A 23526-nucleotide genomic window follows, 5' to 3' on the forward strand; every position below is an offset into this window, starting at 1 on the left:
AATCAGCGCAACGAATGGTCCTTCATAAATTTAGGCAATGCTTCACTGATCTGGGTGGGCAAGACAACATAGTTCTCGTCAGCTAAATGTTCGCCAATCAAACTGTGGAGATAAACTGCGGCATGGATCGTTTCTTCGGTTCGATCAAATTGTGCCAAAAAACTGGTAATGATTCCGGCTAAGGTATCACCAGTGCCGCCAGTGGCCATAGCTGGCGTTCCTAATGGGTTTTCGACGATTTCTGTGCCATAAATCTGGGTGCGATGACTTTTTAAGACCACGATACTGGCTAATTTTTTCTGGAAGGCTGCATTTTTCTCCGGCGTTTGCTCACTGATCTCGATGCCGCTTAATCGTTGCCACTCCATTTGATGAGGGGTAAATACGACTTGATTAGGGTAAGGGAAAGTCAATGGGTATTTCGCAGCTAAATTGATCGCTGACCCGTCAACGACTAGCCATTGGTGGCTTTTTTGGGCAGCGACGACTGTTTGCAGCAGATTGAAACTGGTCTTGCCTTCGCCCATCCCGGGACCAATCAATAGGACATCCGCAGATTCAGTGACTGTGCCGATAAGCTCAGTCTGATCCCAAGAGACGAACATCGCTTCTGGCAGTCGCGCATGTAACGCCGTGCGATTGACAGGGTCAGAGATCACCGTGGTAAGGCCTGTTCCGCCATACACACTGGCTTGTGCCGCCATTAAGATCGCACCCCCGTACTGCTGGTTACCGCCAATCACTACCGCACGACCAAAGGTACCTTTGTGGCTTTCGGCGGGGCGTTTGCGAATCACTGATGCTAAAATAGTTTGCTCCAGTTGTTTCATACAATGACTCCTTTTCTGTTTCTTTCACTGGGTTCATTTTCTGGAATAAACCGGCTGCTTTTATTATACTCGTTTTATGAAAGATATCGTCTGAAAATACACAATTTTTTTTCCTTTTTTCAGTTAAGAGTGTTATCATAAAAGGCGAGAAAAGAATTGGAGGGAATCGTATGACAATCGATTGGAAAAAAGAAGTCGAAGCGCGTAAAGACGATTTGCTGAATGACTTGATTGATCTTTTGAAAGTAAAAAGTGAACGGGAAGATGATAAGGTAACGGCAGATGCTCCGTTTGGCCCTGGACCTCGTGATGCCTTGCTGCATATGTTGGCTTATGGGGAACGCGATGGCTTCACTGTCAAGAATGTCGATAACTACGCTGGACATATTGAATTTGGTGAAGGAGACGAAACGTTAGGAATCTTCGGCCACATGGACGTTGTCCCAGCAGGGGATGGTTGGGCGACGGATCCTTACGAACCTGTGATCAAAGACAATAAAATCTTTGCTCGTGGTTCTTCCGATGATAAAGGTCCTTCAATGGCAGCTTATTACGGAATGAAGATCATTAAAGAGTTAGGCTTGCCATTATCTAAAAAAATCCGCTTTGTCGTAGGATCTGATGAAGAAAGCGGCTGGGGCGATATGGATTACTATTTCGAGCATGAAGAAAAACCTGATTTTGGTTTCTCTCCTGATGCTGAATTCCCAATCATCAATGGCGAAAAAGGGAACGTCACATTAGGGCTTCATTTCCAAGGAAATAACGAAGGTGCTTATGAATTACAACAATTCACTGCTGGTTTGCGGGAAAACATGGTACCAGGAACTGCGGTTGCAAAATTGACTGCCCCATCTACAGAAGCTGCATTAGAAATGGAAAAAGCTTTCTTTGATTATGTCGAAGGTCAACCAGTGACTGGCACCATCGAAACAGAAAACGAAGAAGTTACCATTGAACTAGTTGGTAAAGGCGCCCATGGTGCAAGTCCTCAGTCTGGGATCAATGCAGGAACTTTCTTAGCAGTCTTTTTAGACGGCTTTGCTTTTGGCGGCGGTGCAAAACAATACATCCATACGGCAGCTACTTATGTCCATGAAGATTTTTATGGTGAAAAATTAGGCGTGGCGTATGAAGATGAAAAAATGGGTAAACTAACCATGAATGCTGGTTTATTTGCTTTTAAAGCCAACCAATCAGGCGTTCAAGCAGACAACTTTATTGCCTTGAATTTCCGTTACCCACAAGGGGTGACTGCAGAAGGTCTGGAAATCGGTATTGAAAAGACCGTTGGCATGGAAGGCGCAACTGTGACTCGGAACGAACGCAACATGGAGCCTCACTATGTACCAATCGATGATCCATTGGTGAAAACATTGTTGGAAGTTTATGAAGAACATACTGGTCAAAAAGGCTATGAACAAATCATTGGCGGTGGTACTTATGGCCGTTTATTAAAACGTGGTGTCGCTTATGGAGCAATGTTCCCAGGCTACACAGATACGATGCACCAAGCAAACGAATTTATGAGCTTGGACGATCTATTCAACGCGGCAGTGATTTATGCAGATGCCATCTACCGTTTGGCAAAATAAAACAACTCGAAACACCTCATGAAGAACTTCTTCATGAGGTGTTTTTTTGATGGAGATCGTCTAGCGACCGGTAACAAGGAGCAGGTGCTTGTTTTCACAGTTACTGTGTCAAAAAGCCCTGCTTTTTCAAAAATTTTTCTACGTCCGGACGGCGGGGTTCTTGGAAAAAGCCAGTCATTTTGGTTTGCCAATCCGTTTTTTGTTGGTTGCTTCCCCGATGGGCATAGTAGTTCGCGGTAGTTTCATTGTAGCGAGCAATGAGGTCTTCGGTCAGAGGCTGATAGTGATCGACACTTAACACAGCGGATTGCGGTAAGCGGACTTTTGGCTCATTTTTCGTTGCCGGATAACCAATGGTCAATCCAAACAATGGCAGTGTATACGGGGGCAGATTCGTAAGTTCAGCGATGCGGAACAAGTCATTCCGGATTCCGCCAATGTAGCAGATACCCAGACCTTGGGTTTCTGCAAAGGCTGCCATGTTTTGAGCAGCGATGGTGGTATCTACGACCGAAACCAAGAGGGCCTCCATATTCGATAGTCCATCACTAGGCAGAGTTGCTTGCTGCAACAATTGATGGTGTTTGTACAAGTCTGCAACAAAGAGATAAAAGACGCCTGTCTGGGTGATATAGTGGGGAGCTCCGGCGATTTTCTCGATTTCTGCCAATCTTTCAGGATCTTTGATCTCGATGATCGAATAGGCTTGAACGAAATTTGAACTTGAACCGCTTTGTGCGACTTTGACAAGCTGTTGCTTCATTTCTGCCGATAGAGGCTGTTTTTTGAAGTCTCTAACGGAGGTGTGTTGGGTAAAAAAATCAATGGTTTCCATTATTGTTCCTCCTATGTAACGCGTATCACGCTGTAGATTAGTGTAACAGAAAAAAGTCGCAGATTTCAAAAAAATTTGTTTAAGAAAGAGCAAAGCTATACGTAAAGGTTGCACTTTGCAAAAAAATTCGTTATGATGGTTCTACATTCTGATAAACCCTTAGGGGAGTAACCAGTAGCTTCGGCTGCGATAATATCAACAGTAAGTAAACTGGCGACAGTTTTCTGGTATTATATGAAATGGTGAGACCTAAGACAAGCATCCACTTGTCTTAGGTCTCACTTTTTTTTCTGAATGAGAGACTTTAGACAAGGGATAGCAACTACCAAAGGAGAGAAAATAGTGGCAAAAGAGATGTATCAAAAAGAAATTACAGAGGTTATCAACGAGGTAAACAGCAGTCCCACCGGATTGACGCAGCAAGAAGCGACAAAACGCTTGGAAAATGGCTTGAATCAGCTGAAAGAAGCACCAAAAAAATCAAGTGTAACACTCTTTTTAGAAACCTTCAAAGATGCGATGGTGATCGTTTTGCTGATCGTGGCAATCGTCCAGATGATTATGGGGGCCCATGTTGAATCGATCGTCATCTTTGCCGTTTTGCTACTGAATTCGGTTGTTAGTGTCATCCAAACGAAAAAAGCAGAAGGATCGTTGGACGCATTGAAAAGTCTTTCGGCCCCCAATGCCAATGTCATCCGAGACGGAAAGGAACAAACGGTACCAGCCAAAGAATTGGTAGTAGGGGATATCGTTATTCTAGAAGCAGGGGACTATGTACCTGCCGATGGCCGTCTAATTGAAGAAGGGGCATTGAAAGTCGACGAAGGAATGCTGACCGGTGAATCGACACCTGCGGAAAAAGAACTTGGAGTCATTGACCGCATCGCACCGATTGGTGATCGTGACAACATGGTTTTCAGTGGGACGATTGTGACTTATGGTCGCGGCCGCTTTATTGTGACTGCAACAGGAAATGCCACAGAAATTGGACAAGTTGCTGGTTTATTGGAAAATACGGTGGAACACAAAACACCATTGCAACGCGGGTTGGATCGCTTCAGTAAAAAGCTGAGCTTGGCAATCCTCGTTCTCTCCTTGATTATTTTAGGGGTCCAAGTTGCTCGCTTGTTTTTAGGCGATGGGTCGGGAGATATGACGGCGGACTTAGTCAACGCCTTTATGTTTGCAGTTGCTGTGGCAGTAGCAGCGATTCCTGAAGCACTCCAATCGATCGTTACCATTGTTTTATCGATTGGGACTAAACAAATGGCTCGTCAGCATGCGATCATTCGTAAGCTGCCAGCGGTGGAAACACTAGGCTCTACGAGTATCGTTTGTACAGATAAAACTGGAACATTGACCCAGAATAAAATGACGGTGGTTGATTTTTATTTGCCGAATGGACAGACGGGTGAATTTCCTAAGAATCCTGCGGAATGGACATTGCCTGAACGACGTTTGATTGAGATTAGTGTGCTTGCAAATGACGCGGCAATTAGTCCCGAAGGAGCCAAACTAGGAGATCCCACAGAGATTGCCTTTCTTGATTATACAGAAACGTTGAACCAACCGTATCGTGAGATTCGGCAACGCTACCCCCGCTTACAAGAATTGCCCTTTGATTCCGATCGGAAATTGATGTCCACATTGCATACCATCGATTCAGAACAACTCCTTTTGACCAAAGGAGGTCCGGATATTGTGATCGGACGAAGCACAAAGGTGCTGATCAATGATGAAATCGTCCCATTGACAGAAGAAATCAAACAGCAGTTGCAGCATCAAAATGAAGCCTTCGCGAAACGTGCGCTGCGGGTTTTGGCTTTTGCTTATCGCCCACTGACAGTGTCTGAAGACGAAGAATTGCATTTAGGTGTCGAAGAAGAGTTGATCTTTGTTGGTTTGATGGCGATGATCGATCCCCCTCGGAAGGAAGTCAAGCAAGCCGTGGCAGACGCGAAATCGGCTGGCATCAAAACGGTGATGATCACTGGTGACCACAAAACGACGGCGGTGGCCATTGCTCAGGAGATCGGAATTGCGCAAGCAGGTGACTTAGCATTGACCGGTACCGAGCTTGATGCCCTGTCGGAAGAAGAACTGACGAATCAGTTGGAGAAAATCACCGTTTACGCCCGCGTCTCTCCTGAAAACAAAATCCGCATTGTGCGAGCATGGCAAGAGAAAGGAAAAATCTCTGCTATGACCGGTGATGGCGTCAATGATGCACCAGCATTGAAACAAGCAGACATCGGGATTGCGATGGGGACCGGCACGGACGTGGCAAAAGATGCCGCAGCAATGGTCTTGACAGATGACAACTTTGCTTCCATTATTCGAGCGGTAGAAGTGGGCCGCAATGTGTTTGATAATATCAAAAAGGCGATTTCTTATCTTTTTGCCGGTAACCTCGGTGCGATTATCGCCATTGTCTTTGCACTGGTCATGGGCTGGGACAATCCATTTACAGCTTTGCAATTGCTGTTTATCAACTTAGTGAATGACTCGCTTCCTGCAATTGCTTTAGGGATGGAAAAAGCGGAGCCAACCATCATGCAAAGAGAACCGAGAAATCCTGATGCTGGCATCTTTTCTGGTAAAACGCTGATCTCAGTTACTTATCGTGGGATCTTGATTGCGGCAGTAGTGATCGTGGCGCAATGGATTGGGATGAATCAATCGCCAGAGTTAGGTGTTGCCATGGCATTCTCAACGTTGATCTGGAGCCGGACACTCCAAACATTGCCTGCTCGTTCCAATACAGAGACGGCTTGGCAAGCTGGATTGTTTGCGAATAAAATGGTTTGGCTAGCGATCGTGGTCTGCGGTCTGCTTTACAGTTTGACATTGATTCCAGGGATTCGGGAAGTCTTCGCCATTCCAGAAACCTTTACAATGAACCATGTTGGATTAAGTATGGCGATGGCAGCCGGTGCTGTCTTGCTGATGGAAATGACCAAACTGATTATTTTGGCAGTACAGTCGCGAGACAAGAACTAACGAGTGATACCCGCGAAATTGTTTTCGCTGATCAGATGAACAACATAAAAACCGAAGGCGCTGAATACAGCAGGCGTCTTCGGTTTTTGCTATTGGTTGCTTTAATGCACATGACTGATTTTCTTTAATTGATTGATTTGTCGGGCAACATGCAAGATCAGCTGCTGCTGATTGGTAGTAAGTGTTCCTCCATAAAGATACGCTTCATAGCTCTCAGTCAGTTGGACAAAACTGCCATGAAAAATAGGATAAATAGCCTCCAATCGGCGGGCATACTCACTAAGCGGTTCCGAATCAGCGTGAAAAAGCACCTTTGTCATTTGTTTCAATAAGAGAGGGTAGGCCGTCGCTAATGGTTCCGGGCGAAAACGACAAATCAACCAAATGCGTATCCGGAAAAAGTAACGGCGCAAAAGATACAGCAATCCCAACACGATCAAACAAGCAGCCCCTCGTAGAAAATAGCGGAGCCATTGCGTTGTTTCAGTGGTAGCCGGCTGCATCTCCGTTGATGAAACAGTGGAGCTGCTGGTGGTCGACGGGCTGGTCTCGCTGCTGCTGGCAGAAGTGAGGCTAGAACTGCTGGTTTCGGGTACTTCTTCTGAAGAGACCGTGGTTGTTGGCAATTCAGGACGATCAGGATTTTGAAAGTTCGGCGTTGGCTCAAAGGGTACCCAGCCAAAACCGGCAAAGTAGACTTCAGCCCAAGAGTGGGCGTTGCGGTTTCTCACGGTAAATGTCGTCAAGCCATTTTCAGTTTGAGCATCTCCCGGCGAAAACCCTTTGACCCAGCGAGCTGGAATATCGAGTGTCCGTAATAACACCACCATTGCGGAAGAAAAATTGTCGCAATAGCCAACTTTAGATTCAAACAAAAATTGATCGACATAGTCTTGTTCTTCTGCTGGATAGACGGCATCCGTCTTTGAATAGCGGAATTCAATCGAATTTTTCAAGTGATTTTCAATGGCTGTGACTTGTTCGAAGACAGTATCTTGCTCTTCTGTGATCGAGCGGGCAAGTGCCGGAATCCGTTCGGGAAGGTTCTCTGGCAATTGCGTATAATCAACGGGAGTATCTGGCTGTTGCAGCGGCAATGACTGCAATGCTTCAGCGGCGTATTCCGCTGGCTGCCAAGCCAGTGAGATTTCGATCTGTTGCTGCGGCTCCATTAAATCCACTCGCTGGACCGCATCATCAACGATAAATCCAGTGGCGCCTTCTTCAATCGTAATTTCGCTGCTTCCGTAGGGTAGTGGCAAATAGTCCCCTTGATTGGCTAAATAAAGTTGGATGTTTGTCATTTCCAGATAGGGCTGCTGGTAACTGCTATCGGCGATCTTCAGGGAGTGTGGGTCTGTCCGCAGGTCTTCTTCCCGCTGCGTATTGATCCATCCCTTGCCAGAATAGAAATCTTTGCTTTCTACTCGCCAATAGTGGCGGGTCTCCTGCCGTGCGGTAAACAAGACCGTATCATCGTCTAGTAAGGGGCCGCCTAATTGTCGGTCATTCTCACTAAAGCCTGTTCGTGATCCACTAGGTGCACCGTATTCCTCGACAAAGCGATAAAATCCTATCTGATTGGCTTGCGTGCGGATTCCTGTAGTAGCAGCTACCAAGCGATCACGAATCCCTGTTTTTGGCAACAAGCTCCCACCTACCAAGAGAAATGCGCATAGCAGTGTCAGACCTAACCAGAATCGCCATTCCCTAATTGTCTTTAGCTGTTGCGTTTTGATCAGGCTACAAAGAACTCCGCAAAAACAGACACCTAGCAAATGCCAGGTTAAATTGAAATCATTAAAAATCACGACAGTCAGCAAATAAACGGCCATTCCTCCGTAGACGAGAGAAAAGCGCTGAAGATAAATCGAACACACGGCTAGCAAGAGAATACTGGTAACAATAATTGTTACCGCAACAATTTCAGTAATATAACCGACCCTGCCAGCTAGAATCTCGCTGACAGCTGTTAGCAGGTCGTCGAAATACCGGACAAACCAGGTGAAGGAGAAACTTTCTCCGTAAGGAAAAAAACGATAAAGAGTCACTAGCCAGCCGATGAAATAAAAGGGCAAGCTGTAGCGAATCCGCGGACTTACTATACTCACGAGGCAAACCAGCAATGCATAGAGTAGTAGGGTGGGTTGATGCCCCAAGTGGTAGACGGCTAAAAACGGTAGTGCCGTCAAAAGGATGCCTAAATAAGTCAATGCTCCGATTACCGCTTTTTTGATCAAACGATTCATCCAGACACCTCTTTTCTTGCCATTCGTTGAATCAAGTCTTGATAGGTATAAATTTGTAGTGTGTTGCCTCGCACCATGGTTTCTCTATAGGCTTCTAGTGCAGAGGAGATAACCGGTGCAAGGATAATCACATGATGGCCAGAAATTTTTGGTAGTTGTTGCGGCGTCGCGGTAAAGGGTTGAATCGCTGCGAAAGCACCAGCTTGAACCTGATAAGGAGAAGCGAGCTTTTCGCCGATCAGCACTGGTTGAAAAGTAATTTTTTTATACAAAAGATTGTGTAACGAAAAAAAGAGGGCCAATGTCTCTTCAAACAGTGCATGAGATTCACCCCAAAACAGCAAAGTCAACTCCTGCTGCTGCTCCGTTTCATGTTCCCGATAGATCAGTTCTTGCTGTTTGCTGGACAGCTTCCAGTCAATATGCTTCAATGAATCTCCTTGCTGGTAATTGCGGTAATTGCGAATCGTGAAATTCGGCTCGCCGTAAGTATATTTTCGCACCTGTTTTTCAAAAAGCGTCAGTAATGAGATGACTTCGGGCTTATTTTCTGGCAATACAAGTAGCTCTTGTTGTAGTTGAAGGATCCGCTTTTTCTTGAAAATTCCCCAGAGATCATGACTTGTTAAGGTTACTGGTAGACCACTGTATACCCCGCGAGCGGTGGGGAGCCATAACACCTCTAAGCGAAAGGATTCTCCCCGGTAAAAGGTGAGGGTCTGTTCCTGCTCTTGAAAGCGCAGCGTCAACTTAGGGATCGGCAATAGGGTTGGCCGATAGTTGAATACTTGCAGCGGCAAAGGCGTTTCTTGATTTCGTTGTGTTTGGATCGACTCTTCTAGTGTCACTTGGATTTTATTGAGGGAAGGCAATGTGAATAACAGGTCAGCAAGTAGTAACAAGGTCAGAAAAAAGAAGAGGCTCCAGCCTGCTTCATTATTAAAAACAATGCAATAGCTTAGTAGAAGGAAATAAGTGGCAAAAAACAAACAAAATTTTCCAATCAAACGCGTTCGTCTCATAATCAGCGCCTCACTGGAACAGGAACTCGCTGAATCATCTGTTTCATGATTTCGGACAGGCTTTCTTGAGTGCCGGCGATTCCGCCTTTCAATAATAAGCGATGCCCAAAAACAGCTGGTAAGATTCGTTGCAAGTCTTGTGGTGTCACATACCTGCGACCTTCTGTCAATGCCAGCGCTTTTGCCCCTTTTAAAAAAGCAATCCCACCACGAGGGCTGATGCCTAAATCAATGGCATTATGATTGCGGCTTGCTTGGACCAATTGCAGCGCATAGCGGGCGACTTGGTCTTCTACCAACACTTGATCGACTCTTTGTTTCAGTAAGGTAACTTCTTGTGCGGTCAATATTGTTTGGATTTGTTCCAGCGATTGCTGACGCTGACCAATCAGTAAAGACAGCTCATCTTGAAAAGCAGGGTAGCCAATATGCAAGCGAAACAAAAAGCGATCCAGTTGTGCTTCCGGTAATGGATAGGTTCCTTCATATTCGATTGGATTTTGAGTGGCCAAAACAAAAAAATGTGGACTTAGCGGATAGGTTTGATTATCGATGGTGACATGGTTCTCCGACATGGCTTCCAATAAAGCCGCTTGCGTTCGAGGGGTGGTCCGATTGATTTCATCTGCAAGTAACACAGAAGTAAAGATGGGACCCGGTCGAAATTCAAATTGCTGGTTTTCCGGGTTGAAGATCGATACACCTAAGATGTCATTGGGCAACAGATCGGGGGTAAATTGAATGCGTTTATAGTCGCTTTGGATGGCTTTTGCCAACGATTTGACCAGCATCGTTTTTCCTACTCCCGGAATATCTTCAAATAAAACGTGTCCCCCTGCCAGCAAAGCCGCCACAGTGAGTTGGATCACGTCTCGTTTACCTAAAATCACCTTCTCAACTTCATTGATCAGGGCGTCGATTTTTTGTAATTCATCTGCCATTTTTCAACCTCCTTGAGCCTTTTCTTTTATTGTATCGGTTTTTATTTGCAATCGCAATTTATTGACGGCGACTTCCAGCTTCAGGAAGAAAACGAGTCAAGCAATGGGCAGCTATCTGATCTGCTTGTCGCAAATTCCAAGCGTTTGTTCCTGGTTGCGCTGTGGCGGCGGTTAGCCAGTGAATGCCTTCTGTCGGAATGCCAAAACAGTAAAGCCCTTCTTGGACTTGATCGTTTGGATCAAGCAATTGACCTGTGGTCGGATCGACGGCAATGGCTCCTGTGTAAAAAGGGGGTTCCTCAGGAATGTATAACTTATGAGGATGGGCAATGCCATCAGCGAGTAATTGCCGTAACAATGGATTAGCGGTACGACGAATATCTGTCGATTGAATCCGAGCCTCCAATACCTGCTCGGCGGAATATCGTTGTTGGGGATAGTTTGTTGAATAGGCCACGAAGGTGTCGCTTTCTTCAAGGGTCATTTTTGGACCAAGTATCGTGACGATATCTGCTTCGATCAGTGCGATCAATTCTCGAATGCGCTGAAGTGGGGGACCAATCGATAAAAAGGCGTTCAAAGGAACGAATGACTGCCAGAATGTTTCTTTCAATGCTTTTGGCGAAAACAATTGATGATCAAGCATAAAGCGCAAGGGATCTCGCAAATCTTTTAATAGTTCAAACATACTGCTGATGGGGCTAGTTAAATTTCCTTTGGCCGCTTCTGTGACATCCCAAGTAAGATAGGTTAACAGAAAGTCGCGCAGCGATTGGCCCTCTTTTCTTTCGTAAGGATCTAAGATATAGCGCCAGTCTAACCAATTTTGGCGAGGGATTTGGAAGTCTATCAAAACATCGGTGGCTCCATTTTGGCGGACAAACTGTTCAGTAAAAGCCGCTTGAAAAGCCGCTTGATCACCTTCAGACTCTTGAGACAGCCAGCGTTGATAATACACAAGTTCCATTTCTTTTTGCAAATAAAAGAAAAACTCAGTGGACTGATCTGGCCCTTGTACTTGCCAAGAGCGGAGTCGTTCCGTTGTCAAGAAGCGGGGCGTAATCTGTTCTGTTGGCTGCTTCTGATTGGCTCCTCGTGCATGGTAGGGCACACCTCTTCCTGAGCCGGCAATGATTAGGGGTTCATTGCCCGAAGGAATGTAGCGAAGGTGATCAGAACCAATAAAGACACCGCCGCGATCTGTGGTCAAACGGGTGACATAATCAAAGAAGGTCAATCCTAGACCTCGCAGAATGACAGGTTCTCCGCCTTTAACTTTATGGAAATCGACATCCGCGGCATTCTGAGGCGGAGAGTACAAAAAGCCTTTCTGGCGAGCAAATTCGTTTAATCGATTTTCTTCTTCTGTAGGCAAGACTTGATGATGCCCGACTGCCAGAATCACTCGGTCCAATTGGAAAGAATGACTGTCTGTTTCAAGTAAATAGCAGGATTGTTTCAGTTTCAGGCCAATGGCGTTTTCTTGCAAGTATGTCAATGTGATGAATGGGGGCAGAGTTTCAATCAATTGCTGATAAAACCATTTCTGATACAGCCCGTATAATGCCCGAGAACAATGACCGTCAGGATCTAAGTTGTCAATTTCTAGTACCAGTGAGGGCTGATTTTTTTTAGCAAAATTCCTACCGTCTTTTTTTGCCCACTCGTACAGGCTGGGACCGGGATTGATTGGGCCGCCAGTTCCTAACGTTTCGTCAGTAAAGAGGGTGACTTGACTGGTTACAGAATTGAGTAATAAACTTTGCGGTTGATTCGTTTGCCAAATCGCCCCTCCTGGTGGATAGGGATCAATCAATGTAAGGGATAGGGACTGCTGGTTGACACTGGCTTGAGCAATCAACCTTTCACATAGTGACAATCCACGTGGTCCGGCACCGATGACAGCGATGTTCATTTTCATTCCTCCTTCGCAAACGGGAGAATTTTTTTTTGATCAATGACTTATTTTCTTTCACTTTAGAGAAATTTTAGCGGAACTGCAACTATTGCGACTGCTTTTAGAAAAACCATTCAAGTAATGGCTAAAAATAAGAGGAAAGAAGAAAGCGGATTGCTCTGTGATAGGAATAAAATTGCTGGAAAGCGGAAACTTCGATACAATGAAGAAGAGAAGAATCGGGAATGATCAAAAGACAAATACAGTCGATTCTTTTCAGACTAAAAGCGAAAAGAGGGATACGATGTTTGTAGAACACATTGCCATTTGGGTTCGTGATTTAGAAAAAATGGCCGAATTTTATGAAACCTATTTTGGTGCCCAACGTTCTGAAAAATACCACAATACCAAGACTGGCTTTCAATCTTATTTTTTGCGTTTTGACTCCGGCAGTCGGATCGAATTAACGACAAAACAGCATCTTCACCCTGGCGGAACCGACACATTGGGCTACACGCACTTAGCGATGGCGCTGAAAAGCCAAGCAGAAGTCGATGCCTATGCCCAACGGTTTGTTGCAGATGGCTTTCCTTTACTGAGTGGTCCCAGAACCACAGGGGATGGCTACTATGAAGCGGTAATCCAAGACCCTGAAGGAAATCTGATCGAAATTACGGTAGCCTAACAAAAAACGAACGTTCTCTTTGCATTTGACGTACATAGACGCTTGAATGAAAGACTCACGTTCGTTTTTTTGCCAACCTTATTGAACAACAGTGAGGGGTTAGCAGGATAAATCATAAGGGGTGTTGCGGAAAAGCAGCCAGTGAAGTCCGAAGATCATCGCTTGATCGAAGTCTTGCACAAAGGTATAGATAGGTTGATTAGGCTGCTTGGCAATCAATGGATCTTGGGTGATGGCCGCTAACAAGTCCTCTTCAATGGCTGCTGTACTGGCGAAAATAAACCGGTCCGGTGCTAAGGCAGCATTGTAAAAAGGGACTAATGCAGCTAGACGAGCAATTAATTCCTGGATACTCTTCGGTGCGCCTTGATCGAGAAAGCCTGGCAAGTATTTTGCTTCTCCAGCCAGGGCGTTTTTTCCTTCCAAAAGCCAAGCGTTGAAAATCAACGTGATCCCCGGCATGCTATTTTCAGGGTTATAGATCCCTACGATGTTTTCTGACAAGGAAATTTGTTTAGCGATACAGTGGCCCACAGTCAGCAGGTGGGCGTCGTTTTGATACACGCAAGGCAGAGAAGTAACTTCTTTAAATAGCTGGTCAAGATTCCAGCCATCAAATTTTTCATACCAACTGGAGGTCACCACACCTTGACTGATTTTCCCTGGTAACAGCACAGCGATTTGCTGCGCTTCGGGGAAGGCTTCGATGGATTGGCGAACCAGGATTTGAAAGGCAGCGGGTGTGATTTCAGTGAATGCCTGTTGCTGAGTGGCTAAGACTGTTCCTTTTAAATCAATGAGATAGCTTTTTAACACCAACTTGCGGTCAACTTCTACCAATGCCAATAAGAGTGATTTGGCGTATTGATAATTAAAGCGATATTCGATCGCCGGCCGGCCGATTTCTCTTTGAATGAGCTCGCCCTTGGTCACGCTGCCTTCTGCAACAAGTTCCTTTAATAAAGAATTGATCGTTACCATGCTGATGCCGGTATCTTTCACTAGGTCGGATGCAAAAGAGGATCCTTTCTTGAATAACTCTTTTAAAACGACTTGAATATTCTGTTGCCGAATCAAGTTTTTGTTGGCAGACATTAGGTTGCCTCCTTTAATGAATCTAGTTAATTAAGTATAGCGACGAAGGAAGGGAATGTAAAGAAAGTTCGGATAGTGATTGACGGTTTTTAGTTAAATAAGTATACTTAATTAATAAAGTTAATTAAATAGAAAAGCGGATAGAGAAGGATGTGGCATAAGATGATCAAACTGATCATTACAGATTTGGACGGAACCTTTTTAAACAGTCATGGAGATTTTGATCGGCAGCACTTCAAAAAAGTCAGTCAGTTGCTGGAACAAAAAGGCATTGCATTTGCTGCTTGTACAGGCAAGCAATGTGAGCGTGTCGAAGAGCTTTTTGGTGAGGAAGCAGCGAAAATTTGGATATTAGGGGATAGTGCAACACGAATCAAGCATCAGGGAGAGTATGTGTTTGAATCTTTACTTCCCAACGCATTGGGTCAGCGGCTGATCCAACAATTGGAACAGGTAGCAGATGACCATGTGATCATTGCTTGTACACCAACTGCTGCTTATATCAAGGAGACAACAAACCAAGAGAATGCCAAGAAGGTTCGCGGTTCTTATCGCGTGGTCAAGACCGTTGCTAGCTATCAGGAGTTTCAAGAAGATTTTGTAAAAGTAACCGTCTATGATCCGAAACTGCGCTGTTTTGATACCGTCAAGCACTTAGATTCTTTTGCTGAGGAATCTTATATCGTGGCTTCGGAAGCGGCGTGGATCGATATCACCAATCAAGGAGTTCATAAAGGAACGACAGTAGCCAAGCTGCAAGAACAGCTGGCAGTCAGCAAAGAAGAGACGATGGTCTTTGGGGATGGCTTGAATGATAGTGAATTAATGGCGGCTGGTACGTATAGCTTTGCCATGAAAAATGCTTTTGAAGAAATCAAAGAAGCTGCCGCTTTTGTGACCCGCTCAAACGATGAAGACGGCGTGCTGCGAACCATTGAACTGCTGTTGGCATTACAGGAATCCAATCATTAAGCCGATCCTCCACACTTGCGAGAATAGAAAAAGCAAAAGGGACACAACCACAGGTTTCCTCTTTGAGGCCTGTCGTTGTGTCCCTTCGTTTTAGATTGGCTGTTGTCTAATCCTCTTGACCATGTGTCAGACTATAAGGATACGCTTCTGTTGCCCATGTCTTACTGCGGGGAACGATGCCGAGATTGAAACGAATCGGCGCCCCGGTAAGCAGTTCTTCATGAGTAAAGAACAAGCGGGAGTGGCTCTTTCCGTCTCGTGTCACATGATCAATAAATTGTTGCTGGGGTTGATTTGGTGTAGTTTGGATCTTGAGTTTTTTGCCATTCGACAATGAAAGAATGGCTTCGTCAAATAAAGGCATGCCCAGCACATATTCACCGGTACCCGGCGTCACCGGATAGAAACCTAATGCGTTAAAAACGTACCAACCAGACATACTGCCGTTATCTTCATCACCAGGATACCCTTTAGGAGAAGCATCGAAACATTGGGTCAGCAGCTGTTTGATCAAGGGCTGCGCCATTTCCGGCTTGCCAATGTAACTAAAGAGATAAGGGTAGTGGAAACTAGGTTGATTCGAGATAGCTAATTGACCGAAATCCAATGCTGCCATTTCGCTCATCTCGTGGATTTCAAAACCATAGCCTTCGGTTGTATAGCGAGGCTCTTGGTTGCATAGATCAACCAATTTCTGTTCAAAAGTCTGTTTGCCGCCATGGGCTGCGATCAAGCCGGCAAAGTCATGGAACACGGCAAAGCTGCTTTGCCACGCACTGCCTTCTGCATAGTCACGACCCCAGCGATAAGAATCAAAATCTGCGCGAAAGTCCCCGTTTTTATCCTTTGCTCGCATAAAGCCTGTTTCGCTATCAAAGATCGCCAAGTAGTTTTTGGCTTGCTTCTGGTAATGGCTTGCTTCAGGATCAGCAAGGGAATTGGCCACCTGAGCAATGCAAAAATCACTGTAGCAATAATCAAGGGTATGGTTGACGGATTCGTGGTATTCACTAGGAACATAGCCATACTTCAAGTAATCAGCGGTTCCTTGGCGACCATAATTGGGATTTTCACTCTGAACGGTGGCCGCTTTTTTCATAGCAGTTAAGAATTCCGGCATCAAGTCAAGACGTATCCCTTTGACGCAGGCATCGGCAATCACTGCATCGATCAGTGTGCCAGGCATCAGTCCTCGCTCATCTGGAGACAACCATTTCGGTAAGAATCCGCTTTCTTTATAACTGTTCAAAAATCCTTCCAACATATCTTCAAGCTGCTCGACCGCAATCAGAGAAAAGAGGGGATAGACTGTTTTGTAGGTATCCCAAAAGCCATTATTCGTATATAGCGGTCCTGGTTTGATGGTTTTGGCTAAGGTATCGTAATGCATTTTTTGACCAGATTGATCCCACTCATAAAACGTTTGCGGGAATAAAAACAGCCGATAAAAATTGTGATAAAAAGTAGCAACTTGTTGAGGGTCGTGATGGGTGATAGCGATTCGATTCAAGTAGCCCTCCCAAGCTTGTTGAGCATTAGCCAAATAGTCAGCAGTCGTTTGATCAAGTTCACGGCTAAGATTCAAAGCAGCCTGTTGGGGGCTTAAAAAAGAAGTAGCTAAATGGATCGTTTGCTGGTTTTTTTCTGCAAAACGAATCACGACAAAACCGTTTTCCCCAGATAAAGCACCTTCAATGGCATGCACGGCTGTTTCAAATCGTAAGCTGAAATGGAAGGTCAAATCCTTGTCTTCGCAGCCGGAATAATTGATCACTGTTCCGATGACAGTTCCTTCGTCGACTTGTTGCAGCTGATAGCGTCCGGGTAATGAGATTCCCAATCCCGGATCTGTGACAGCACCTTCCAGTTCAAGAATGGCGCCGTACATGCTAGGAACCAATGTCGTGGTGAGTTGATACCGCTGGCTTTTTACTTTCAGGTAAGCCGGATTGAAGACACTTTCTTCTGGGCGGTAGGAGCTTTGGGCATGGAAAAGAGTATTTTCCGATAATTTCCCATTGATCGGCAAAAACGTCAGATGACTAAAGTCTCCCATCCAGGGACTTGGTTGATGGGTCAGTCGAAAGCCTTGAAAGGTGCAGTCTTCCGGATGAAACCACCAGCTTCCTCGTTGGTCGCTTGTTTGAGGGGCAAAATAGTTCATGCCGAATGGAACACCTGTATAAGGGAGACAGTTGCCATGGGAAAAGCTGTATTGATTGTCGGTGCCGTGTCTGGTATCGATTTGTGTTACTTTCATCTTGTTCACTCCTTTGTTCTTTCAGGCAATGGTCGAATTTCTGACAACTAAAGAAACGGCTACTTTCTGATTTTCTGCATTAGCCTCCTCAAAAGGAGAGCTGGCCAAGGCGTTGGTGTCTGATTGGATCATTTGCATTAATTTTGTACCAGCCAAACGACCTAACTCTGCAAAATCTTGTTTTACTGTGCTGAGAGGGGGATCGACTAAAGCCGCTGCTTGAATGTCGTCAAAGCCGATCACAGCAAAATCGCTAGGAATTTGAAGCCCTGCTTGTTTTAGCTGTCGCATCAATTCAATCGCCACTAGATCATTTTCACAGACAGCAGCGGTTAACTGATTTTGTTGGATGTAGGGAACCGCTGCAGGCAAAAGCGCTTGGGGATCATCCAACTTTGTTCGAAAGGGCGCCTGCTGACTTTTCAATTGATCCACGTAGCCTAGATAACGCTGGCGGACAGATTGGGGATGGTGGCCTTCGCCAAAAATATACCCGATCCGCTGATGGCCTTGTGCTAAAAGATGCGCTGTCGCTAACTGTCCCCCTTCAAAGTTGTCTGCCAAAACGGCTGGAAAAGAAAATTCGTGTAACGCTTTATCAAGTGTCACAACAGGAAAGCCGTGTGATGCTAACTCGAAAAGAAGATCATAATTTGAATTTGTATTGCTGGCGTAGTAGATCATCCCATCAAATTCTTCTGACAATGCTTCTGCTGTCGTTTGTTCAAGATAGTCAACCGGTGTCAGCATTAATTCAAAACCTTCTTCCTGCATGACCGGATAGATTCCTTCCGTAAAATTGCCGAGGGAAAGGTCATTGGCAAAGGGCAAAATAAACAGCACTTTTCCTTTTGATTGCGGCTGAATGGGGCGTCGAACAAAACTGCCGCTTCCTTGAATACGATAGATCAGCTGATTTTGTTCCAATTCAGTCAACGCTCGTTTAGAAGTGATGCGGCTGACTTGGTATTTCTCTGATAATTCTTTTTCAGTAGGAACGCGGCTTTCTGGTGGCAGCTCGCCGCTTTGGATTTGCGCATACAACTCGTGATAAATTTTTTTGTACAACGGCTCTTTCATGAGTAAAACCCCTTTTTGATATATCATATTTTCAGAATAGCATATTCCAACAAAATTGAAAATAGAGTTTTAACAAAATCTTACTAGACAATCTCAAGAAATATCGTTATACTGAGTCCGTGAAATGATATATCAAATTTAGGATGGTGACCAAATGGCTTATCAAGAAATACCAAATTCAGTTGCGACATTCATGCAGGAAATAACCGAACGTTGTGGAAATGAACATGCGGACTGGGCAAAAAACTTTAACGCTGCCTTTGCCAACACATTGTTGACGACGGTCAAACGCCACGAAGACGGCACAACATTTCTGCTGACGGGAGACATTCCAGCGATGTGGTTGCGAGATTCCACCGCACAGGTACGGCCTTATTTAGTAATTGCCAAAGAAGATGAAGAATTAGCAGCGATGATCAGTGGGTTAGTCAAGAAGCAATTCTTTTATATTACTATCGATCCTTATGCCAATGCCTTTAATGAAGCGGCAAATGGCGCCGGCCATCAAAGCGATTTGACCGAGATGAATGACTGGATCTGGGAACGAAAATATGAAATCGATTCTTTGTGTTACCCCATTCAATTGGCGTATCTGTTGTATAAGAATACTGGCAGAACAGATCAGTTTAATGATGATTTTGTGAGCGGTATCAAAAAAGCCCTTCATGTGTTTGCTACGGAACAAAATCATCAAGAATCGCCTTATCGCTTTGAAAGAGAAACCTGGCGGAAAGAAGATACCTTGATCAATGACGGGAAAGGAGCACCTGTTGCGCCTACTGGTATGACCTGGTCAGGATTTCGTCCCAGTGATGATGCCTGTACCTATGGTTATCTAGTGCCTTCGAATATGTTTGCGGTAGTGGTCTTAGGCTACATTGCTGAAATTTTCAGTTCTATCTTGGATGAACCAGAGATCGTGGCCCAAGCAAAACAGCTCCAATCAGAGATCCAATCAGGGATCGATGCGTTTGGCAAAACCACCAATCAAGCGGGTCAAACAATCTATGCCTATGAAGTCGATGGTCAAGGCAATGCCACTGTGATGGATGATAGTAATGTGCCCAATTTGATTGCCGCTCCTTACTTAGGCTATGGATCAGATCAAGATGAAACTTATTTAGCCACACGCAAAACGTTGCTTAGTTCCGAAAATCCTTACTTCTATGAAGGAAAATATGCGAAGGGAATCGGAAGCTCCCATACACCAGAAAACTACGTTTGGCCGATTGCAATGGCAATGGAAGGCATGACGACACCGGATAAGGCGGAGAAAGAACGGATTCTTAATCAATTGGTCGCAACCGATGCTGGCACCCATTTGATGCATGAAGGATTCGATGTAGATGATCCGACGAAATATACCCGGGAATGGTTCTCATGGGCCAATATGATGTTTTGTGAGCTAGTCATGGATTACTTTGATATTCGAGTGGAAAAATAAGCATCTCCGGCAAAAACGAGAGGAGTAAGACAATGAAAAAACAAATTTATATCGTATCTCATAGTCATTGGGATCGTGAGTGGTATATGCCTTATGAACAGCACCATATGCGTTTGATTGAATTGATGGATGATTTATTGGAATTGTTTGAGAAAGATCCTGAGTTCCACAGTTTTCACTTAGATGGTCAGACCATCATTCTAGATGACTATTTGGAAGTTCGTCCGGAAAAGCGGGCAGCGGTCAAACGAGCAATCGATCAAGGGAAATTACAAATTGGTCCTTTTTATATTCTTCAAGATGACTTCTTGATTAGTTCAGAGTCCAATACTCGCAATATGTTGATTGGGATGGCTGAAAGCAAAAAATGGGGAACGCCTGTTATGCTGGGCTATTTCCCAGATACCTTCGGGAATATGGGACAAACACCGCAAATGATGAAACAAGCCAACTTGCATAGTGCCGCTTTTGGCCGTGGGGTTAAGCCGATTGGGTTTGATAACGAAGTCTTACCGGATGATCAATTTACCTCCCAATACTCAGAGATGAATTGGCGAGGTCCAGATGGCAGCGAGATCTTTGGCTTACTCTTTGCTAACTGGTATTCCAATGGCAATGAGATTCCGGTTGATCGGGAAGAAGCACGCCAGTTTTGGACCCAAAAATTGCAGGATGTTGAGAAATTTGGTTCGACAAATCATTATTTGATGATGAATGGTGTCGATCATCAGCCTGTTCAAAAAAATATCAGTGAAGCGATTCGCTTAGCCAATGAATTGTTTCCTGATTATGAATTCAAACATGCGGGGTTCACGGAGTATCTGGCAGCAGTTCAAGGGGATTTGCCAGCAGACCTAGGCACCGTCAATGGTGAATTAACAAGTCAAGAGACAGATGGCTGGTATACGTTAGCCAATACGGCTTCTTCGCGGGTTTATTTGAAACAATGGAACACACGGGTCTCACGACAATTAGAAAATGTGGCAGAGCCATTGGCAACAATGGCGTATGAGGTAACGAAGAAGTATCCTCATGATGTGTTGGATCACGCATGGAAACTGTTGATGCAAAATCATCCTCATGATAGTATTTGTGGCTGTTCGGTGGACGAAGTGCATCGGGAGATGATGCCGCGGTTTGAAAAAGCCAATGAAATCGGCAAGTATGTCGCTGATGAAGCAGTAGCACAGTTGCTAAATGCTATTGATACTTCCGCTTTTCCCAAAGAGAGTCGCCCATTTGTAGTCTTTAATACCACAGGGACACTACGCTCAGGAATCGTTGAAGTGGAAGTAGAGTTAAGCCGGAAAACATTCCGAGAAGGACTTCCAAGTCGTTTGTATCATGAGTTACAGGAACAGCCTAAAGGTTTCTACCAAATCATTGATTCTGAAGGGAATATCCTGCCGGCAACAATCAGCGAAGAAGAAGTGCTGTTTGATTATGAGTTACCGAAAGATGCTTTCCGGATTCCGTTTATGAAGCGCTTTGTCAATGTGCAAATCCAAGTGGACCAAATGCCGGAATTTTCATGGCAAACCTTTGCACTGATCGAGGCTGACGAGCCACAAGTAGCAGCTGCGACAGAAAAAATCGTTTCAGCAGATGGGCGTGTGTTAGAAAACGCGTTTGTCAAAGCAACCATCACTTCAGATGGCAGTCTGACCATCAAAGAAAAAGCAACCGGCAAAGAATTAAAGGATTTATTGGTTTTTGAAAATGTTGGCGATATTGGCAATGAGTATATTTTCAAACAACCAGAAGGGGATCGCGCCATTTACTCAACAGCTTTCCCTCATCAAATTGAGGTCGTCGCAAATTCGGCACTTTATGGTGTCGTTAAAGTGACACAGATGATGCAAATTCCAGTATCTGCGGATGAGCAATTACTTGAAGAACAAAAAGCAGTCGTCGATTTCCGTTTCCGTAAAGCACAGCGGGCACAACAAACAGTGCCGTTTACCTTGGAAACAGAAATTCGCTTGGACTGCAACAGTAAACGCATCAGTTTTAAAACGACAGTGGATAACCAAAGCAAAGACCACCGATTACGGGCGCTTTTCCCTACGGGTATCCATACAGATCAACATGAAGCCGATAGTATCTACGAAGCCGTTAGAAGACCAAACCAAGTCTCTAGCCATTGGCAAAATCCGACAAATCCGCAGCATCAACACGCATTTGTTAATTTGCATGAGGAAGATTTCGGCGTTACCGTTTCTAATACTGGGTTAAATGAATACGAGATCGTAGAAGACAAAATTTGTTTGACATTGTTACGATGCACAGGAGAACTTGGGGATTGGGGCTATTTCCCAACACCAGAAGCACAATGTATCGGTAAGCATACCTTTGAGTACGGCATTGAACTCCATGGTCAAGCCCATCAACGTTACGAAACTTATCGTCAAGCACAAGCGGCTCAAGTACCTTGGATCGCTCGGCAAACAGCGATCCATTCGGGTCAACTAGAAAAGCAGACACAATTCGTGGAAGCACAGGGTGAATCAGTGGCGGTCACGGCTCTTAAACGTCGGCGTCAAGATGATTTGCTCGTTCTAAGAGGGTACAATCTTGCCGATACCGCAACGCCGTTTGTCGTGAAAAAAGAGAAAACGGATCGCTGCCTGCTTAATTTGTTGGAAGAAGAACAGCCGCAATCAGTTGAAGACACACTGGCTGCTTATGAAATTTGGACGATCGGTTTGAAGGAGTGAGAAAGATGTTGTATGGTGCAATTGAGGCCGGTGGAACAAAAATGAACTGTGCGGTCGCGGATGAAGAGACCATCATTGATGAATGTTCGCTACCGACGACGACACCAGAGGAAACACTGGCTGCTATTTTTGCTTTTTTTGATCAGTACACCTTAGCTTCCTTAGGGGTAGGCTCCTTTGGCCCGATCGGGATCAATCCGCAACAGGAAACCTATGGCAAAATCTTAGCAACTCCTAAAAAAGGCTGGCAGCAGTTTGATTTTTTAGGGACGTTGAAAAAACGCTACCCTGACACTTGTTTGGCTTGGACGACAGATGTCAATGCGGCAGCTTTTGGGGAACTGAAACAAGGAGCGGCACAAGGAATGCGCAGTTGTGTCTATCTGACTATTGGTACTGGTATTGGAGCGGGAATCGTGAGCAATGAGGAAATCTTCCAAGGCGCAGGACATCCGGAAGTGGGACACACATTTGTGAAACGGCATCCGCAAGATGATTATGCCGGCACCTGCCCCTATCACGGGGATTGTCTGGAAGGGCTAGCAGCTGGTCCCTCACTGGAAGCACGGACAGGCATTAAAGGTCAGGATTTGCCGAAAGAGCATGAAATTTGGGATTTACAAGCTTTTTATATTGGGCAAGCGCTTGTGAATATTACTTTGACAGTTGCCCCTGATCGAATCATTTTAGGCGGCGGTGTCATGAATCAGCCGCATCTGTTAAAGAAGATCCAAGAGCAGTTTATTGAACAAATGGCCGGCTATATGGAAACACCGCCAGCCTCGGAGTACATCGTTGCTTGGGGACTGCCGAACAAAAGCGGTATTATTGGCAGTCTGTTATTAGGAAAAGCAGCCTACCAAGAAAATCAATAGAGAGGACAAGCAGCAATGATTTGCTG

Annotated in this window: 16 protein-coding genes; 7 read left to right on the forward strand and 9 right to left on the reverse strand. The window is 45.0% G+C overall.

Annotated elements, in window-relative coordinates:
* Positions 1–2 precede the first annotated feature (2 nt).
* Positions 3–830 (reverse strand): NAD(P)H-hydrate dehydratase, encoded by an 828-nt coding sequence (locus Q0A12_RS11595; protein WP_291292806.1) that lies wholly within the window; start codon positions 828–830, stop codon positions 3–5.
* Between the two features lie 170 nt (positions 831–1000).
* Between Q0A12_RS11595 and pepV the strand changes: the two genes are divergently transcribed.
* A complete protein-coding gene (pepV, locus tag Q0A12_RS11600) occupies positions 1001–2425 on the forward strand; it encodes a dipeptidase PepV (RefSeq protein WP_291292807.1) in 1425 nt (474 codons plus the stop codon).
* A gap of 100 nt (positions 2426–2525) precedes the next feature.
* On the opposite strand, the gene nfsA is transcribed toward pepV, so the two are convergent.
* Entirely contained in the window at positions 2526–3260 is a 735-nt protein-coding gene (nfsA, locus tag Q0A12_RS11605) for an oxygen-insensitive NADPH nitroreductase (protein ID WP_291292808.1), read from the reverse strand.
* Between the two features lie 354 nt (positions 3261–3614).
* Here nfsA and Q0A12_RS11610 point away from each other — a divergent pair, with 354 nt between their 5' ends.
* Complete coding sequence (locus Q0A12_RS11610; protein ID WP_291292852.1) at positions 3615–6263, forward strand: cation-translocating P-type ATPase; 2649 nt, start codon at positions 3615–3617, stop codon at positions 6261–6263.
* A gap of 101 nt (positions 6264–6364) precedes the next feature.
* Here Q0A12_RS11610 and Q0A12_RS11615 read toward each other — a convergent pair whose 3' ends face one another.
* Genes Q0A12_RS11615 through Q0A12_RS11630 form a run of 4 tightly spaced genes read right to left on the reverse strand, consistent with a single transcriptional unit; the run spans position 6365 to position 12390 of the window.
* Positions 6365–8512, reverse strand: coding sequence for a transglutaminase domain-containing protein (locus Q0A12_RS11615; protein WP_291292809.1), 2148 nt, complete (start codon positions 8510–8512; stop codon positions 6365–6367).
* The gene (locus Q0A12_RS11620; protein WP_291292810.1) at positions 8509–9534 is read right to left on the reverse strand and encodes a DUF58 domain-containing protein; all 1026 of its coding nucleotides are present in this window, start codon (positions 9532–9534) and stop codon (positions 8509–8511) included. Before Q0A12_RS11620 ends, Q0A12_RS11615 begins: the two co-directional genes overlap by 4 nt.
* A gap of 2 nt (positions 9535–9536) precedes the next feature.
* Entirely contained in the window at positions 9537–10475 is a 939-nt protein-coding gene (locus Q0A12_RS11625; RefSeq protein WP_291292811.1) for a MoxR family ATPase, read from the reverse strand.
* 58 nt (positions 10476–10533) lie between these two features.
* Positions 10534–12390 (reverse strand): FAD/NAD(P)-binding protein, encoded by a 1857-nt coding sequence (locus Q0A12_RS11630; RefSeq protein ID WP_291292812.1) that lies wholly within the window; start codon positions 12388–12390, stop codon positions 10534–10536.
* Between the two features lie 286 nt (positions 12391–12676).
* On the opposite strand from Q0A12_RS11630, the gene Q0A12_RS11635 reads away from it, so the two are divergent.
* Positions 12677–13057: a VOC family protein gene (locus Q0A12_RS11635; RefSeq protein ID WP_156247948.1), complete on the forward strand. Its 381-nt coding sequence runs from the start codon at positions 12677–12679 to the stop codon at positions 13055–13057.
* Between the two features lie 99 nt (positions 13058–13156).
* Here Q0A12_RS11635 and Q0A12_RS11640 read toward each other — a convergent pair whose 3' ends face one another.
* Complete coding sequence (locus tag Q0A12_RS11640) at positions 13157–14152, reverse strand: ROK family protein (RefSeq protein ID WP_291292813.1); 996 nt, start codon at positions 14150–14152, stop codon at positions 13157–13159.
* 162 nt (positions 14153–14314) lie between these two features.
* On the opposite strand from Q0A12_RS11640, the gene Q0A12_RS11645 reads away from it, so the two are divergent.
* Positions 14315–15124 (forward strand): HAD family hydrolase, encoded by an 810-nt coding sequence (locus Q0A12_RS11645; protein ID WP_291292814.1) that lies wholly within the window; start codon positions 14315–14317, stop codon positions 15122–15124.
* 106 nt (positions 15125–15230) lie between these two features.
* Here Q0A12_RS11645 and Q0A12_RS11650 read toward each other — a convergent pair whose 3' ends face one another.
* Together Q0A12_RS11650 and Q0A12_RS11655 are read right to left on the reverse strand one after the other, a co-directional pair.
* A complete protein-coding gene (locus Q0A12_RS11650; protein WP_291292815.1) occupies positions 15231–17384 on the reverse strand; it encodes a GH92 family glycosyl hydrolase in 2154 nt (717 codons plus the stop codon).
* A gap of 21 nt (positions 17385–17405) precedes the next feature.
* On the reverse strand, positions 17406–18464 hold the full coding sequence (locus Q0A12_RS11655; protein ID WP_291292816.1) for a LacI family DNA-binding transcriptional regulator: 1059 nt from the start codon (positions 18462–18464) through the stop codon (positions 17406–17408).
* Between the two features lie 154 nt (positions 18465–18618).
* On the opposite strand from Q0A12_RS11655, the gene Q0A12_RS11660 reads away from it, so the two are divergent.
* The 3 genes from Q0A12_RS11660 to Q0A12_RS11670 are packed head-to-tail and all read left to right on the forward strand — an operon-like array spanning position 18619 to position 23500.
* Positions 18619–19908, forward strand: a complete 1290-nt coding sequence (locus Q0A12_RS11660) for a glycoside hydrolase family 125 protein (RefSeq protein WP_291292817.1) — start codon at positions 18619–18621, stop codon at positions 19906–19908.
* Positions 19909–19940: 32 nt separating this feature from the next.
* The gene (locus tag Q0A12_RS11665; protein ID WP_291292818.1) at positions 19941–22625 is read left to right on the forward strand and encodes an alpha-mannosidase; all 2685 of its coding nucleotides are present in this window, start codon (positions 19941–19943) and stop codon (positions 22623–22625) included.
* A 5-nt stretch (positions 22626–22630) separates the two neighbouring features.
* Positions 22631–23500 (forward strand): ROK family protein, encoded by an 870-nt coding sequence (locus Q0A12_RS11670; RefSeq protein ID WP_291292819.1) that lies wholly within the window; start codon positions 22631–22633, stop codon positions 23498–23500.
* Positions 23501–23526: the final 26 nt, after the last annotated feature.

The sequence above is a fragment of the Enterococcus sp. genome, from assembly GCF_022711995.1.
GTDB lineage: Bacteria > Bacillota > Bacilli > Lactobacillales > Enterococcaceae > Enterococcus_D.

Bases quoted from the DNA above. Each gene is read 5' to 3' on its own strand.
- nfsA (WP_291292808.1), bottom strand. From the start codon at position 3,260: ATGGAAACCATTGATTTTTTTACCCAACACACCTCCGTTAGAGACTTC.
- Q0A12_RS11665 (WP_291292818.1), top strand. From the start codon at position 19,941: ATGAAAAAACAAATTTATATCGTATCTCATAGTCATTGGGATCGTGAG.
- Q0A12_RS11625 (WP_291292811.1), bottom strand. From the start codon at position 10,475: ATGGCAGATGAATTACAAAAAATCGACGCCCTGATCAATGAAGTTGAG.
- pepV (WP_291292807.1), top strand. From the start codon at position 1,001: ATGACAATCGATTGGAAAAAAGAAGTCGAAGCGCGTAAAGACGATTTG.
- Q0A12_RS11595 (WP_291292806.1), bottom strand. From the start codon at position 830: ATGAAACAACTGGAGCAAACTATTTTAGCATCAGTGATTCGCAAACGC.
- Q0A12_RS11620 (WP_291292810.1), bottom strand. From the start codon at position 9,534: ATGAGACGAACGCGTTTGATTGGAAAATTTTGTTTGTTTTTTGCCACT.
- Q0A12_RS11630 (WP_291292812.1), bottom strand. From the start codon at position 12,390: ATGAACATCGCTGTCATCGGTGCCGGACCACGTGGATTGTCACTATGT.
- Q0A12_RS11650 (WP_291292815.1), bottom strand. From the start codon at position 17,384: ATGAAAGTAACACAAATCGATACCAGACACGGCACCGACAATCAATAC.
- Q0A12_RS11640 (WP_291292813.1), bottom strand. From the start codon at position 14,152: ATGTCTGCCAACAAAAACTTGATTCGGCAACAGAATATTCAAGTCGTT.
- Q0A12_RS11635 (WP_156247948.1), top strand. From the start codon at position 12,677: ATGTTTGTAGAACACATTGCCATTTGGGTTCGTGATTTAGAAAAAATG.
- Q0A12_RS11610 (WP_291292852.1), top strand. From the start codon at position 3,615: ATGTATCAAAAAGAAATTACAGAGGTTATCAACGAGGTAAACAGCAGT.
- Q0A12_RS11645 (WP_291292814.1), top strand. From the start codon at position 14,315: ATGATCAAACTGATCATTACAGATTTGGACGGAACCTTTTTAAACAGT.
- Q0A12_RS11660 (WP_291292817.1), top strand. From the start codon at position 18,619: ATGGCTTATCAAGAAATACCAAATTCAGTTGCGACATTCATGCAGGAA.
- Q0A12_RS11670 (WP_291292819.1), top strand. From the start codon at position 22,631: ATGTTGTATGGTGCAATTGAGGCCGGTGGAACAAAAATGAACTGTGCG.
- Q0A12_RS11615 (WP_291292809.1), bottom strand. From the start codon at position 8,512: ATGAATCGTTTGATCAAAAAAGCGGTAATCGGAGCATTGACTTATTTA.
- Q0A12_RS11655 (WP_291292816.1), bottom strand. From the start codon at position 18,464: ATGAAAGAGCCGTTGTACAAAAAAATTTATCACGAGTTGTATGCGCAA.